This window comes from Streptomyces sioyaensis, from assembly GCF_004122735.1.
Lineage (GTDB): Bacteria > Actinomycetota > Actinomycetes > Streptomycetales > Streptomycetaceae > Streptomyces > Streptomyces sioyaensis.
The window spans coordinates 1-14,020 of record NZ_SDIF01000072.1; the positions used below are offsets into that span (position 1 = coordinate 1).

Below are 14,020 nucleotides of genomic sequence, written 5' to 3' on the forward strand. Positions count from 1 at the left end.
ACGGGAGGGGCCGCGCCGCAGGACGAAGTCCGGAGGAGCGGCACCGCAGCCGACAAACCCACGCCCGCCGCGTGGGGGTACCTCCCACGCCCTTCAGGCAGTGGGGGAGCAACGGCGACAAACCATCACGGCGGGACAGCCGACAACGTGCGGCCGCGCCGCAAAGCGCAACGGCGAGAAACCACCACGGCGGGAAAGCCGAAAACGTGGGGGGAAAGCCAAGCGCAGCGGCTACGCGTCGAGCCCGATCGCGAAGGCCGCCTCAAGGTCGTGCTGTGAGTACGTGCGGAACGCGATGTGCGTCTCCGTGGAGGCGACGCCGGGGACCTTGCTGATTCGGCCGGGGATGACGTCCGCGAGGTCGTCATGCGCGGCGACCCGCACCATCGCGATCAGATCGTGGGCGCCGGTGACCGAGTAGACCTCGCTGACGCCGTCCAGGGCGGCGATCTTCTCGGCGATCTCGGGGATCTGGTCCACGCTGGTCTTGATGAGCACGATCGACGTGATCACGGCTGGCTCTCTCCCTCGGTCGCCCGGTCGTTCCGCCTGGTGGCCCCCACACTATCCCTCCTGTAGCGGGCCCAGGCGTACAGGAAGCCGAGCGCGAACCCGATGACATGGGCGAGGTAGGCGACCCCGGGACCGCGCGGGTCGTGCTGCGCCGCCTGCCACTGCAGGAAGAACCAGAACAGCAGCACCATCCAGGCGGGAAAGCGCAGCGGCAGGAAGAACAGGAACGGGAAGACGCTGGTCACCCGGGCTGTGGGGAAGAGATAGAGGAAGGCCCCCAGTACCCCGGAGATCGAGCCGGAGGCGCCCACCAGCGTCTGGTCCGAGGAGGCGTGGGCGGCCGCGTAGCCGAGCAGCGCCAGGTAGCCGATGATGAGGTAGAAGGCAGCGAACGGCAGCCGGCCCATGCGCGCCTCGGCCATCCCGCCGAAGACGTACAGAAAGAGCATGTTGCCGAGCAGGTGCAGCCAGCTGCCGTGCACGAACAACGCGGTGAGCGGCGTGATCAGTGCCCGTACCGAGCCGCTCCACAGATCCAGCGGGATCACGCCCCACCGCTCGAAATACGCGGTCTGGGCCTTCAGCAGGGCGTCACCGGTGCCGTATATCCGGTTCAGGCCGGATGCCGGGCCGATCACGAAGACCGCGCAGCACAGGCCGATCAGCACATTCGTCAGCCGCGAGAACACCGCGGTCAGGGACCGGGTGGCATGCGGCGGACGGGGGAGGAGACCGGACGAGCGGGGTGAACGGGGAGAGGGAGCCGGCGCCGTCATGAAGTGATCATTGCTCAATGGGGGCAATCGGGACAGAGCGCCTCGCCGCATCCCGGCAGCCGGGCGGGGCCCGCACCGGCCCCCCGTCAGGCCGTAGGGTTACAGGCAGTACTTTGCGTACTTCCGCAGTCCGACGGCGCACCGCGTGAACGGCGCAGCAGCACGAGATCGACGAGCACGAAAGAGGACGACAGGATGTCTGTTCCCCTGCCGACGGCCGGAACCCGGTGGCGCTGCACGCTGTGCGGCAACCTCACCCGTTTCGACGTGACCCGCCGGGCCAAGGTGGTGGAGTACGTCCATCTGGACCTGGCCGGCGAGCCGAAGGTGGAGGAGCGCGAGGTGCTCAGTGAGAGCATCGAGTCCGTGCGCTGCCGCTGGTGCAACGCGGTCGACCAGATCGAGCTGGTGGACCGTCCGGGCGCGAACGCCTGAGATCGGAGCGAGGCAGCCGTGGTGGAGCGTCCACAAGGGGAGCCGGGGGCACAGCGTGACGACGTACCCGAGGGTGCGGCGGACGAGGTGCTCGACCGACCGCTGCCCGAGGGCGTACGGCGCCGTGTCGTGGCGCTCACCGCGGAGTCGTTCGGCGCCCTGACGGTCGCCGAACTCCCGCCCCCGCTGCGGCAGTACGCCCGTTTCACCCCGAGTCGCCGGGCCAAATTCGCCGGAAATGCGATGGCTTCGGCCTTGGAGAGCGACGCGGTCTTCCGGCAGCGGATCGCCGGCAAGCTGCGCGAGGCACAGCCGGAGCTCGCCTCGGCGCTGGAGCACGGCAATCCGCCGGCGGCCGCCGAGCCGCTCGATGTCGCGGCGGCCGCCTATGTGCTGCGCCCCGAGGGCTGGGTCAAGCTCGTCGCGGCGGCCGGCGAGGAGGCCCAGCGGGCCCGCGCCGAGCGGGCCGGCGAGGAGGCCGAGCGGGAACTGGCCCGGCTGCGCGAGGAGCTGGCGCAGGCGCGCGGCGACGCCCGTACGGAGGCCGACCGGATCCGGGCCGATCTGGACACCGTCCGCAAGGAGAACGAGTCGCTGCGGCGCAAGCTGCGCAGCGCGCTGAGCGACGTCAAGCGCGGTGAGGCCGCGGTGCGCAAGGCCGACGCCGCCCTCGCGGAGACCCGGGACCGGGCGGCCACCGAGAAGACCGCCGCGGACAGTGAGGTGCGCCGGCTCAAGGCCCGGATCGCCGAGGCCGAGACGGCGCTGGAGACCAGCCGGCGGGCCGCCCGCGAGGGCCGCAGCGTCGAGGACATGCGGGTGCGGCTGCTGCTCGACACGGTGCTGGACGCGGCCCAGGGGCTGCGCCGCGAGCTGGCGCTGCCGCCCGCCAACGTCCATCCCGCGGACACCGTCGAGGCGGTCGCGCCGGGCCGGATGACGCCCAAGGACATCGCCACCCGGGCGCTGTCGGAGATGGACCCGGCGCTGCTCGACCAGCTTCTGGCGCTGCCGCAGGCGCATTTGGTGGTGGATGGCTACAACGTCACCAAAACCGGCTATCCGACCATGCCGCTCGACAAGCAGCGGCTGCGGCTGCTGGGCGGTCTCGCGGTGCTGGCGGCGCAGACCGGCGCGGAGATGACCTGCGTCTTCGACGGGGCGGAACTGGCGGCGCCGGTGCTGCTCGCGCCGCCGCGCGGCGTACGGGTCCTTTTCAGCAAACCGGGCGTAACGGCCGATGAGTTGATTCGTCAGCTGGTTCGGGCCGAACCGCCCGGCCGTCCGGTTGTCGTGGTCTCCACGGACCGGGAAGTGGCCGACGGGGTGGCGAAGGCCGGGGCGCGGCCGGTGGCATCGGCCTTGCTGCTCAAGCGACTTGCCCGGACCTGACGCACACCGCGCCCGCGGCGCCGGATCGCGTCCACCGTCCGTTCTCCGTACCTGAGCGTCAGTTGACGCTCACTGCCTGTGTGACGTTGGTAAAGGATGGGACTGGTGGCGCAGAAATTTCCCCTGAGGATTTGAAGCGATCACAGCTCGGTTACTAAGGTCAGGCCCGAACCTTCATGCAGATGATTATCCAACCGGGATGAACAGTGAAGGTACCGCCGAGTCCGCGGCGTTCACGCGGAGCCGGGGTCTCACCCCCCCACTTCCCGGTAGGCGGCTGGAGGAAGAAGGAGCTCGCCCCCGTGGCGTCCCACCGTCGACCCAAGCAGCCGAGCCGTACCCGCGTGACCGTGCTCACCGCCACCGCCGCCGCGGCGGTCGCCCTCTCGTCCCAGGCCGCCCAGGCCGACCCCCACCAGTCGAAGAAGGACGTCAAGTCCGAGGTCGACAAGCTCTACAACGAGGCCGAGCAGGCCACCGAGAAGTACGACGGGGTCAAGGAGCAGCAGGACAAGCTCCAGAAGGAGGTCGACGACCTCCAGGACAAGGTCGCCCGCGGCCAGGGTGAGCTCAACCAGCTGCGCAAGGGTCTCGGTGCGGTCGCCTCCGGCCAGTACCGCAGCGGCAGCATCGACCCCTCGGTGCAGCTGTTCCTCTCCGGTGACCCGGACACCTACCTCGAAAAGGCCGCCACGCTCGACCAGTTGAGCGGCAAGCAGGCCGAGCAGCTGAAGACCATCGCGGACAAGCAGCGCCGGCTCGCCCAGGAGCGCGCCGAGGCCGCGGGCAAGATCAAGGACCTCACCGACACCCGTAAGGCGCTCGGTGACAAGAAGGACGAAATCAAGGGCAAGCTCGCCAAGGCGCAGCAACTGCTCAACAAGATGACCGCCAAGGAGCGGGCGGCCATGCAGGCCGAGGAGAACCGCGCCAACCGCAGCAACGACCGGGTCAACCTCGGTGACGACGTCCCGGCGTCGCAGCGCGGTGCGGCCGCCCTTGAGGCCGCGAAGACGAAGATAGGTTCGCCCTACGTCTGGGGCGCCACCGGCCCGTCGTCCTTCGACTGCTCCGGTCTGACCTCCTGGGCCTACCAGCAGGCCGGCCAGTCGCTGCCGCGCACCTCGCAGCAGCAGGCCAACGCCGGTACCCGGATCGCCTCGCAGAGCGACCTCAAGCCGGGCGATCTGGTGCTCTTCTACAGCGACCTGCACCACATCGGCCTCTACGCGGGCAACGGCATCGTGCTGCACGCACCGAAGCCGGGCGCTTCCGTGCGCTACGAGCCGATGAGCAACATGGAGTTCGCGTTCGGCGTGCGGGTCTGACAAGCCTCACAACACTCTCAACCTGCCGCCCGAACGGGCGAATTGCGGCCGAGGCCGCTGACGTGCCGCCCCGCCGGTGACCTGCACAGTCACCGGCGGGGCGGCTTTTTGCGGGCGAAATGCGGTCTTTGGTCGGTGTGGACCGGCGCCGCTACTGTCTGCCCGCGCAGCATCCGGTCACCGACGCCCTCCCGGGCGGCAGGGGCTGCACAGGGAAGGAGTGCGGCTCTCGTGGTGTCCCACCGCCGTACCTCGCAGCACGGCCAGAGCACCCTCGCCGGGGTCACCGTTGTGTCGGCCGCCCTGGCGACCGCGGCCGCCGGACTGTCGGCGCCGCCGGCGTCCGCCGATCCGGCCGGCCGCGCGGCCGGCCGGGAAGCGGCGACCGCCCGGGTCGACAGCCTCTACGCGCAGGCGGAGCGGGCCACCGAGAAGTTCGACGGTGCCCAGGCGCGGACCAAGGAACTGCGCGGCCAGGTGGCGGCCCTCCAGGACCGCACCGCCCGCGCCCAGGAACGGGTCAACCGGATGCGCGGACGGCTGGGCGCGCTGGCCGCCGCCCAGTACCGGTCCGGCGGCATGGACCCCACCGTCCAGCTGATGCTCACCGAACGGCCGGACAGCTTCCTGGAGAAGGCCTCCGCCCTGGACCGGCTCGGCGTCAGCCAGGCCGGCGAGCTGCGCAGGCTCCGGGCGGCACAGCGCTTCCTGGAGCAGCAGCGCCGGGAGACCGTGGCGAAGCTGGCGCAGCTGGAGGCCAGCCGCAAGGCCGTCGCCCGCCACAAGCGGGACGTCCAGCGCAGGCTGGCCACCGCGCGGCGGTTGCTGAACGCGCTCCCCAAGGACGCCAGGAAGGCCTTCGAACGGGCCACCAGGAGCGACGGGCGCCACGAGGCGGTCCCGGACCTGCACGGGGTCGTCCCGGCCTCCGGGCGGGCCGCGGCGGCCGTCGCCGCGGTGCGCGCCGCGGTCGGTTCGCCGTACGCCTGGGGGCGCAGCGGCCCCTCGGCCTTCGACTGCTCCGGGCTCACCCAATGGGCCTACGGCCGGGCCGGTGTCTCCATCCCGCGGACCTCCCAGGCCCAGCGCGGCGCCGGCCGGCAGGTGCCGCTCAGCCAGGCGCAACCCGGTGACCTGGTCATCTACCGCTCGGACGCCAGCCACGTCGGGATGTACGTGGGCAACGGGCAGGTCGTCCACGCGCCCTATCCCGGCGCACGGGTGCGCTACGACCCGGTCGGGATGATGCCGATCTCGGCCGTCACCAGGCCCTGAGGCAGCGGCCAGCGTTTTTGCCGCGGCCGGGCCCGACCTACGATCGTCCGCATGTCACAGCAGTGGGCGGCCGGGCGGCTGTCGCGGGCCGGAGCGGCGGGTGCTGCCGCCCTGGCCCTCGTGCTGCTCGCCCCGCTGGCCGGCTGCGCGCCCACGGCCTCCACGCCGGCCCGCTTCCCGGACGTCCAGCGGATGCTCGACACCCGTGCGCAGGCCGTACGGAAGCGGGACGCGGCGGGCTTCCTCGCCTCCGTCGACCCGCGGGCCACCGGCTACCGCGACCGGCAGCGCGCGATGTTCGCCCACCTCGCGGGCGTACCGCTGGCCGACTGGCACTACGACCTCGACTCGACCGGTGCCTTCCCGCTCCCGTCCGGCGCCACCGGCACCCGGCTGGCCGCGAAGGTGCGGCTGCGCTACCGCCTCAAGGGCTACGACACCGCGCCGGTGCACGCCGTCCAGTACCTCACCCTGACCGAGCGCGACGGCCGCTGGCTGATCTCCTCCGACACCGACGGCGCCGAGGACGGCCACAGCGGCACCCGGCAGCTGTGGGACCAGGGCCCGGTGCGGCTGGTGCGCGGCCGGCACAGCCTGGTCCTCGGCAGTCCCGCCCATCCGGGGCGGCTGAAGGACCTGGCGCGCCGGGTGGACCGGGCGGTGCCCGCGGTCTCCTCGGCCTGGAAGGGGAAGTGGGCGCAGAAGGTCGTGGTGGAGGCGCCGGACTCGGTCGAGCGGATGGCGCAGCTGATGGGCAGCGATGATCCGTCCGGCTTTGCCGGGATCGCGGCGGTCACCACCGGGGAGGCGGGCGTCGAGGCGGCCGCGCCCGCGGACCGCGTGATCATCAACCCGGACGCCTACGAGGAACTCAACGACCTGGGCCGCAAGGTGGTGCTCACCCACGAGACCACCCATGTCGCCACCCGCGCGGCCACCACCCCGGCCACCCCGCTCTGGCTCTCCGAGGGCTTCGCCGACTGGGTCGCCTACCGCGGCCTCCACCGCAAGGCCGTCACCACCGCCCCCGAACTCACCCGCGCGGTCGCCGGCGGCAAGCTCCCCGCCCGTCTGCCGACCGATGACGACTTCGGCTTCCGGGCCGGCGCGGACCGGCTGGCGAAGGCGTACGAGGGCAGCTGGCTGGCCTGCCGGATGATCGCGGAGAAGTGGGGCGAGGCCAAGCTGATCGCCTTCTACAAGGCGGCCGGCAAGAGCGCGATCCGGGTCGCCTCGGGGAGCACGGGGGCGCCGATGGAGGCGGCCACGGCGGCGCCCGCGGGCTCCCGGCCGGCCCGGTCGGCCGCCGGCGCCGGACATCGCCCGCCCTCCCGCGCCGACCGGACGGACCGCGCCATGCGCACCCAACTGGGCATCGGCATGGCGGAGTTCACCCGGCGGTGGCGCGCTTACGTACGGCAGCAGCTGCGGCGGTGAGGTGGCAGCCCGGGCGGCGGGGCGGCCGGCGGGGTCGCTACCGGGGTGCCGGCGGTGCCGGTGTCCGCGGCGGTGCGGCAGCGGCGGTGAGCCCGGGCGTGGCGGCGGTCATCCCGTCCGCCGGCTTGCGGGCGCCGACGACGGCCGCGGCGTCCCTGGGCCCGTCGTCCGCGCGCCCGCCGTCCCTGGTCGAGATCCACAGCCGGCGGCAGGCGAGCAGGGACGCGGCGACCAGCAGCCCGTTGCGGACGATCAGCAGGGCGACGCCCTTCGGGTCGCTCGCCACGACATCGGCGAACCGGACGGGGAACTCCAGCAGGGTGACCCCGGTGGCGAGCAGCACCAGCACCGCCGGCAGTGTTTGCCGGCAGGCGCGTACGGTCACACACACCGCGGCGAGGCCCACCAGCCAGAGCATGTACTGCGGGCTGATCACCCGGCTGGTGGTCGTGAACAGCAGGGTGGCGGTGAAGGCGGCCTCGCACAGCGTCCCGGGGCCCAGCTCCCGGGCCCGCACCCGCCACAGGAACAGCCAGCCCACGGCCGCCAGGCTCAGCGTGAGCGCCACGGTCCCGGCGACGGGGACACCCGGCCCGAGGAACTCCAGCGAGCCGTAGTTCAGCAGCACCTGCCCCTGCCACCCGAACTGGCGGGCGATGTGGAAGACCAGGGCGCCGAGCGACTCGACCTCCGTACCGCGGTCGCGCTGGAAGGTGAGGAAGGCCAGCGCGCCCGGTGCGGCGGCGACGAAGAACAGGGTCAGCCCGGCGGCGGTCCCGGCCGCGCTCCACCACAGGGCACGGGCCCGCCGGCCGCGCGCCGCCGCCCCGGTCAGCAGCAGCGCCGGCCAGATCTTCAGCAGCGCGCCGAAGGCGATCAGCGCGCCCGCCACCCGTGGCCGGCGGACGACCGCGAACAGCGCGGCGACGGCGACCGCGGTGACCATCAGGTCGTAGCGGGCGTAGGCGGTCGGGCCCAGCAGCGCCACGCCCGCGATCCACACCCAGGCCCCGGCCGGGCGGTGGCCGGGCCGCCGGCCGGCCCGCAGGAAGAGCGTGAGCACCACCGCGTCCGTGAGCAGGATCAGGGTGAAGAACGCCGGAGCGTAGTCCAGGAACGGCAGCAGACCGGGGGACAGGATCGCGAGGGCGGCGGCCGGCGGATACTGCCAGGTCACATCGGCCAGCGGGAAGGTGCCGGTCTTCAGGACGTCGAACCAGCCCTGGTAGATCACCGAGACATCGGTGGTGACATCCGGCCCCGGCAGGACCAGCACCCGCAGGACGCACAGCAGCACCACGGCCCGGGTCACGGCCCATGCCGCCACCGGGAGCCACACCCCGCGCGGCGCGCTGATCCTGCTCATCGTCACCTCATCGCTGCTCGTCCGGGCCCGCCCGGCACCGCGGGCGGCTCCGGGGGCACGGCGCCCTGCCTGCCGTTGCCCGCCCGAGCAGTCTGCCTGATGCCCGGTGGTGGCCGGTCACGACCGTAGGGGAGGGCGGGTGTGGCGTACCGGACGGCCGCCGTCCGGCGGCGGCCCGGTACTGTCGGGCCCTGGGGCATGTCCGCAACGTCCCGTCGTCCGCCCGAAGCGCGGGCCAGGCGGGACTTCGCGCGCACGCCCTCACTGCCGAGACCGCCCGTCCGGACCGACCGCCGAGAGACCACCGTGCAGAAGACCTTGATCGTCACGAACGACTTCCCGCCCCGGCCCGGCGGCATCCAGGCCTTTCTGCACAGCATGGCGCTGCGGCTGGACGCCTCCCAGGTCGTCGTCTACGCCTCGACCTGGAAGCGCGGCGCGGAGGGCCTCGCGGCCACCGCGGCCTTCGACGCCGAGCAGCCGTTCCCCGTGATCCGGGACCGTACGACGATGCTGCTGCCCACCCCGAGGGTGACCCGGCGGGCCACCGGGCTGCTGCGCGAACACGGCTGCTCGTCGGTGTGGTTCGGCGCGGCGGCGCCGCTCGGGCTGATGGCGCCCGCGCTGCGCGCGGCCGGCGCCCGCCGCATCGTGGCGACCACCCACGGCCACGAGGCGGGCTGGGCGCAGCTGCCGGCCGCCCGGCAGCTGTTGCGCCGGATCGGCGCGGGCACCGACACCCTCACCTACCTCGGCGAGTACACCCGCACCCGGATCGCCGGTGCGCTCGCCCCCGCGGACGCCGCGCGGATGGTCCAACTCCCGCCCGGCGTCGACGAGAAGACCTTCCACCCCGACTCGGGTGGCGACGAGGTACGGGCCCGGCTCGGCCTCACCGGCCGGCCGGTGGTGGTGTGTGTCTCCCGGCTCGTCCCGCGCAAGGGCCAGGACACCTTGATCGAGGCGATGCCGGCCGTGCTGTCCGCGGTGCCCGACGCCGTCCTGCTGATCGTCGGCGGCGGCCCGTACGAGAAGGACCTGCACGCGCTGGCGGCGGCCAAGGGCGTCGGGCACGCGGTGCGCTTCACCGGTGCGGTTCCCTGGGAGGAGCTGCCGGCGCATTACGGCGCGGGCGATGTCTTCGCGATGCCGTGCCGTACCCGCCGCGGTGGGCTCGACGTCGAGGGCCTGGGCATCGTCTACCTGGAGGCCTCCGCCACGGGGCTCCCGGTGGTCGCGGGGGACTCCGGAGGGGCACCGGACGCGGTCCTGGACGGCGAAACGGGCTGGGTGGTCCCGGGCGGCGCCCCCACCCCCACCGCCGACCGCATCATCACCCTCCTCCGGGACCCCGCCCTGCGCCGCACCATGGGCGAACGGGGCCGCGCCTGGGTGGAGGAGAGGTGGCGCTGGGACCTGCTGGCCGAGCGCTTGAAACGCTTGCTGTGACGCTGCGCTTTGTTTGGCTTCCCACGTTGTCGGCTGTCCCGCCGTGGTGGTTTCTCGCCGTTGCGCTTTGCGGCGCGCCCGCACGTTGTCGGCTGTCCCGCCGTGGTTCTTCTCGCCGTTGCGCCTGCGGCGGGCGTGGGTTTGTCGGGTGCGGTGCCGCTCCTCCGGACTTCGTCCTGCGGCGCGGCCCCTCCCGTGGGTGGGGGAGGAAACAGGCCGGTGGGGGTGCTTGTAGGTGGTCTGGTGTGCCTCGTCGGTCGCAGTGAACTGGCTACGAGTGGCGCGCCCCCACTCACCGTTACGTACTCCACTCACGGGAGGGGACGGGCCGGAGGGGCCTGTTGTGTGGACGTAAAGCGAAGCAGTCCACACAACAGGCCCCGGAGGTCCGTCACCGCACCCGACACCCACCCAGCCCGCCGCAGGCGCAACGGCGAGAAGAACCACGGCGGGAAAGCCGAAAACGTGCGGCGACCTACCCGCGGTAGATCGCCTCGATCTCCTCCGCGAAGTCCTTCGCGACCACGTTCCGCTTGAGCTTCAGCGACGGGGTGACATGGCCCGACTCTTCGGTGAACTGGGTCGGCAGAATACGGAACTTGCGCACCGACTCGGCCTTGGAGACGGCCGCGTTGCCGTCGTCGATCGCGCGCTGGACGGCGGCCAGCAGCTCCGGGTCCTCGGCGACCTGGGACGGCGTCACATCGGCGGGGTGGCCGTGCTCCTCGGCCCAGCGGGGCAGGAACTCCTCGTCGAGGGTGACCAGCGCGCCGATGAACGGCCGGCCGTCGCCGACGACCATGCACTCGGCGATCAGCGCGTGCGCCCGGATACGGTCCTCGATCACAGCGGGGGCGACGTTCTTCCCGCCCGCGGTGACCAGGATTTCCTTCTTACGGCCGGTGATGGCGAGGTAGCCGTCCTCGTCGAGGGTGCCGAGGTCGCCGGTGTGGAACCAGCCGTCGGACAGCGCCTCCTTGGTGGCCGACGGGTTGTTCCAGTACTCGGTGAAGAGGTGCTCGCCGTGCAGCAGGACCTCGCCGTCGTCGGCGATCCGTACCACCGAGCCGGGCAGCGGCTGGCCGACGCTGCCGATCTTCTGCCGGTCCCAGGGGTTGAAGGCGGTCGCCGCGCAGGACTCCGTCAGGCCGTAGCCCTCCAGGACGGTGAAGCCGATGCCGCGGTAGAAGTGGCCGAGGCGGTCACCGAGCGGGGCGCCGCCGGAGATGGCGTGGGTGGCGCGGCCGCCGAGGACGGCACGCAGCTTGCCGTAGACGAGCCGGTCGAAGACCTTGTACTTCAGCTTCAGCCCGAACGCCGGGTCCTCCGGGGCGTCCAGCGCACGGCTGTAGGCGATCGCGACGTCCGCCGCCTTGTCGAAGATCTTGCCCTTGCCGTCGGCCTGCGCCTTGGCCCGCGCCGAGTTGTAGACCTTCTCGAAGACCCGCGGCACGCCCAGTACCAGCTTCGGCCGGAAGGAGGCGAGGTCGTCGGTGAGGTTCTTGATGTCGGGGGCGTGGCCCAGCTTGATGGGCGCCATCACCGCGGCGACCTGCACCAGCCGGCCGAAGACGTGCGCGATGGGCAGGAAGAGCAGCACCGAGGACTCGCCGGTACGGAACAGCGGGCGCAGCCGCTCGACGATGTTGCCGCACTCCGCGAAGAAGCTGCGGTGGCTGAGCACACAGCCCTTGGGGCGGCCGGTGGTGCCGGAGGTGTAGACGATGGTGGCCGGCGAATCGGCGTCGGCCAGCGCGCTGCGCGCCTCGACCTCGTCATCGGTGATGCCGGCGCCCGCGGCCTGCAGCCGGGCGATGGCGTCCCGCTCGATCTGCCAGATGTTCTCCAGCTCGGGCAGCCGGTCGCGCACCGACTCGACGGTCGCCTCATGGGTGGGCGACTCCACCAGGCAGGCCACCGCGCCGGAGTCGCCGAGGATCCACTGGATCTGTTCGGCCGAACTGGTCTCGTACACCGGGACGGTGACGGCACCGGCGCTCCAGATGGCGAAGTCCAGCAGCGTCCACTCGTAGCGGGTGCGCGACATCAGACCGACCCGGTCGCCGGGCTGCACCCCGGAAGCGATCAGCCCCTTGGCCGCGGCGCGGACCTCGGCGAGGAAGGCGGCGGCGGTGACGTCCTGCCATGCGCCGTTCACCTTGCGTCCCATGACGGCAACATCCGGGTGCTGCGCGGCATTTCGGCGGATGAGATCCGTCAGATTGCCGTCCGCGGGGACCTCGTACAGGGCCGGAAGGCTGAACTCGCGCAAGACTGCTGCTCCTCAAAAGCGCCGGCGCCACGACGCTGTGTGTTGCACCGGCGGCGGTCCATGATCATGCAGGGGGGAGATTGGACTGCCCGGACGTTACCCATGGGTATTGCTGTTGGGATAGGGGGGAACGGCCAGATGTTTGATGCGTCACATGCTGCGGGACACGCCATGGGGACTCTTCCGCGCAGACTAGACCAGCGGGTCGGTGACCCGAAAGTAACCCCAGGTCCCCCGCCCCCTCCCGGCCCTGGCCGGGCCGATCTAGGGTGACGGCATGCGCGTGCATGTGGTCAGTGACGTACACGGGAACAGCCGGGACCTGGCGGCGGCCGGAGAGGGTGCCGATGCCCTGGTCTGCCTCGGTGACCTGGTCCTCTTCCTCGATTACGCCGACCATTCGCGCGGCATCTTCCCCGACCTCTTCGGCGCCGCGAACGCCGCCGCGCTGGTCGAACTGCGCACCGCCCGCCGCTTCGAGGAGGCCCGCGCGCTCGGCCGCAGACTGTGGGGAGAACTGGACGCCGCGGGTGCCAGCCGCGAGTCCGTCATCGAGGGCGCGGTCCGCCGGCAGTACGCCGAACTCTTCGCCGCCTTCCCGACGCCCACGTACGCCACCTACGGCAACGTCGACATCCCGCGCCTGTGGCCCGAGTACGCCCGGTCCGGCACCACCGTCCTGGACGGCCAGCGGGTGGAGATCGGCGGCCGGGTCTTCGGCTTCGTCGGCGGCGGCCTCACCAGCCCCATGCGGACTCCGTACGAAATCAGCGACGAGGAGTACGCCGCCAAGATCGAGGCGGTCGGCGAGGTGGACGTGCTGTGCACCCACATCCCGCCCGATGTCCCCGAGCTCTGCTACGACACCGTCGCCCGCCGCTTCGAGCGCGGCAGCGCGGCCCTGCTGCACGCCATCCGCACCACCCGGCCCCGCTACTCCCTCTTCGGCCATGTGCACCAGCCGCTGGCCCGGCGGGTCCGGATCGAGGGCACGGAATGCGTCAATGTCGGGCACTTCAATGCGACCGGCACGCCCTACGTCCTCCAGTGGTGAGGCCGCAACGGCTCGGCCGGCGCGGGCCCGGTGCGTGGCCGGTGGCCGACCGGGTCCGTCGTGCCGCGCCTGCTGGTGTCGGCCCGCAGGTTCCCGCGCGGTAGCCTCAGAGCCGGTAGCAGCACAGACACCGCGTATCGGGGTCTGCCCCGCTCGGAGCTGAGAGCTCGGGGAAGAGCCGGCGGACCGGCATGAATCGGCATGGAGGAGTCACGGCGATGGCCGAACACACCAGCTCGAGCATCACGATCGAGGCGGCACCTGCCGAGGTGATGGGAGTGATCGCCGACTTCGACCGCTATCCGGAATGGACCGGCGAGGTCAAAGAGGCAGAGGTCCTCGACAAGGACGACCGCGGCCGCGCCGCGCAGGTGCGCCTGCTGCTGGACGCCGGGGCGATCAAGGACGACCACACCCTCGCCTACACCTGGACCGGCGAGAACGAGGTCAGCTGGTCCCTGGTCAAGTCGCAGATGCTGCGCGCCCTCGACGGTTCCTACCGCCTGGCCGCGCTGAGCGGCGGCGCCCGCACCGAGGTGACCTACCAGCTGACCGTCGACGTCAAGATCCCCATGCTCGGGATGATCAAGCGCAAGGCCGAGAAGGTCATCATCGACCGTGCGCTGGCCGGGCTGAAGAAGCGCGTCGAGAGCGGCCCCGCCGACCACACCGCCGGGCCCGCCGACGGCGCCGGCGCCGCCGACGAGGCCAAGAAGCTCTGAG

General features: G+C 72.1%; 12 protein-coding genes. 8 read left to right on the top strand and 4 right to left on the bottom strand.

Annotated features, from left to right (window positions below; genetic code table 11):
* Window positions 1-231: 231 nt before the first annotated feature.
* Window positions 232-513 carry an Lrp/AsnC family transcriptional regulator gene (locus EST54_RS22420; protein WP_006606094.1) on the bottom strand — a complete coding sequence of 94 codons (282 nt, stop codon included), beginning with the start codon at window positions 511-513 and terminating at the stop codon, window positions 232-234.
* A complete protein-coding gene (locus EST54_RS22425) occupies window positions 510-1,289 on the bottom strand; it encodes a rhomboid family intramembrane serine protease (RefSeq protein ID WP_006606095.1) in 780 nt (259 codons plus the stop codon). The genes EST54_RS22420 and EST54_RS22425 overlap by 4 nt, the downstream gene beginning before the upstream one ends.
* Window positions 1,290-1,484: 195 nt before the next feature.
* On the opposite strand from EST54_RS22425, the gene EST54_RS22430 reads away from it, so the two are divergent.
* From EST54_RS22430 to EST54_RS22450, 5 genes are all read left to right on the top strand, one after another.
* Complete coding sequence (locus EST54_RS22430; protein WP_129249534.1) at window positions 1,485-1,724, top strand: hypothetical protein; 240 nt, start codon at window positions 1,485-1,487, stop codon at window positions 1,722-1,724.
* A gap of 18 nt (window positions 1,725-1,742) precedes the next feature.
* Window positions 1,743-3,116 (top strand): NYN domain-containing protein, encoded by a 1,374-nt coding sequence (locus EST54_RS22435; RefSeq protein ID WP_129249535.1) that lies wholly within the window; start codon window positions 1,743-1,745, stop codon window positions 3,114-3,116.
* Window positions 3,117-3,418: 302 nt separating this feature from the next.
* A complete protein-coding gene (locus EST54_RS22440; RefSeq protein ID WP_129249536.1) occupies window positions 3,419-4,444 on the top strand; it encodes a C40 family peptidase in 1,026 nt (341 codons plus the stop codon).
* 231 nt (window positions 4,445-4,675) lie between these two features.
* Window positions 4,676-5,719: a C40 family peptidase gene (locus EST54_RS22445; RefSeq protein WP_129249537.1), complete on the top strand. Its 1,044-nt coding sequence runs from the start codon at window positions 4,676-4,678 to the stop codon at window positions 5,717-5,719.
* 51 nt (window positions 5,720-5,770) lie between these two features.
* Window positions 5,771-7,156: a hypothetical protein gene (locus tag EST54_RS22450; protein ID WP_129249538.1), complete on the top strand. Its 1,386-nt coding sequence runs from the start codon at window positions 5,771-5,773 to the stop codon at window positions 7,154-7,156.
* 37 nt (window positions 7,157-7,193) lie between these two features.
* Here EST54_RS22450 and EST54_RS22455 read toward each other — a convergent pair whose 3' ends face one another.
* Complete coding sequence (locus EST54_RS22455; protein ID WP_129249539.1) at window positions 7,194-8,522, bottom strand: glycosyltransferase family 87 protein; 1,329 nt, start codon at window positions 8,520-8,522, stop codon at window positions 7,194-7,196.
* Window positions 8,523-8,828: 306 nt separating this feature from the next.
* Here EST54_RS22455 and EST54_RS22460 point away from each other — a divergent pair, with 306 nt between their 5' ends.
* Window positions 8,829-9,971: a glycosyltransferase family 4 protein gene (locus EST54_RS22460; protein ID WP_129249540.1), complete on the top strand. Its 1,143-nt coding sequence runs from the start codon at window positions 8,829-8,831 to the stop codon at window positions 9,969-9,971.
* Between the two features lie 475 nt (window positions 9,972-10,446).
* On the opposite strand, the gene EST54_RS22465 is transcribed toward EST54_RS22460, so the two are convergent.
* Window positions 10,447-12,243, bottom strand: a complete 1,797-nt coding sequence (locus EST54_RS22465; protein WP_129249541.1) for an AMP-dependent synthetase/ligase — start codon at window positions 12,241-12,243, stop codon at window positions 10,447-10,449.
* Window positions 12,244-12,520: 277 nt separating this feature from the next.
* Here EST54_RS22465 and EST54_RS22470 point away from each other — a divergent pair, with 277 nt between their 5' ends.
* Together EST54_RS22470 and EST54_RS22475 are read left to right on the top strand one after the other, a co-directional pair.
* Window positions 12,521-13,297 carry a metallophosphoesterase family protein gene (locus EST54_RS22470; protein WP_129249542.1) on the top strand — a complete coding sequence of 259 codons (777 nt, stop codon included), beginning with the start codon at window positions 12,521-12,523 and terminating at the stop codon, window positions 13,295-13,297.
* A 218-nt stretch (window positions 13,298-13,515) separates the two neighbouring features.
* The gene (locus EST54_RS22475) at window positions 13,516-14,019 is read left to right on the top strand and encodes an SRPBCC family protein (protein WP_129249543.1); all 504 of its coding nucleotides are present in this window, start codon (window positions 13,516-13,518) and stop codon (window positions 14,017-14,019) included.
* Window position 14,020 lies beyond the last annotated feature (1 nt).

Bases quoted from the DNA above. Each gene is read 5' to 3' on its own strand.
- EST54_RS22470 (WP_129249542.1), top strand. From the start codon at position 12,521: ATGCGCGTGCATGTGGTCAGTGACGTACACGGGAACAGCCGGGACCTG.
- EST54_RS22475 (WP_129249543.1), top strand. From the start codon at position 13,516: ATGGCCGAACACACCAGCTCGAGCATCACGATCGAGGCGGCACCTGCC.
- EST54_RS22450 (WP_129249538.1), top strand. From the start codon at position 5,771: ATGTCACAGCAGTGGGCGGCCGGGCGGCTGTCGCGGGCCGGAGCGGCG.
- EST54_RS22425 (WP_006606095.1), bottom strand. From the start codon at position 1,289: ATGACGGCGCCGGCTCCCTCTCCCCGTTCACCCCGCTCGTCCGGTCTC.
- EST54_RS22455 (WP_129249539.1), bottom strand. From the start codon at position 8,522: ATGAGCAGGATCAGCGCGCCGCGCGGGGTGTGGCTCCCGGTGGCGGCA.
- EST54_RS22430 (WP_129249534.1), top strand. From the start codon at position 1,485: ATGTCTGTTCCCCTGCCGACGGCCGGAACCCGGTGGCGCTGCACGCTG.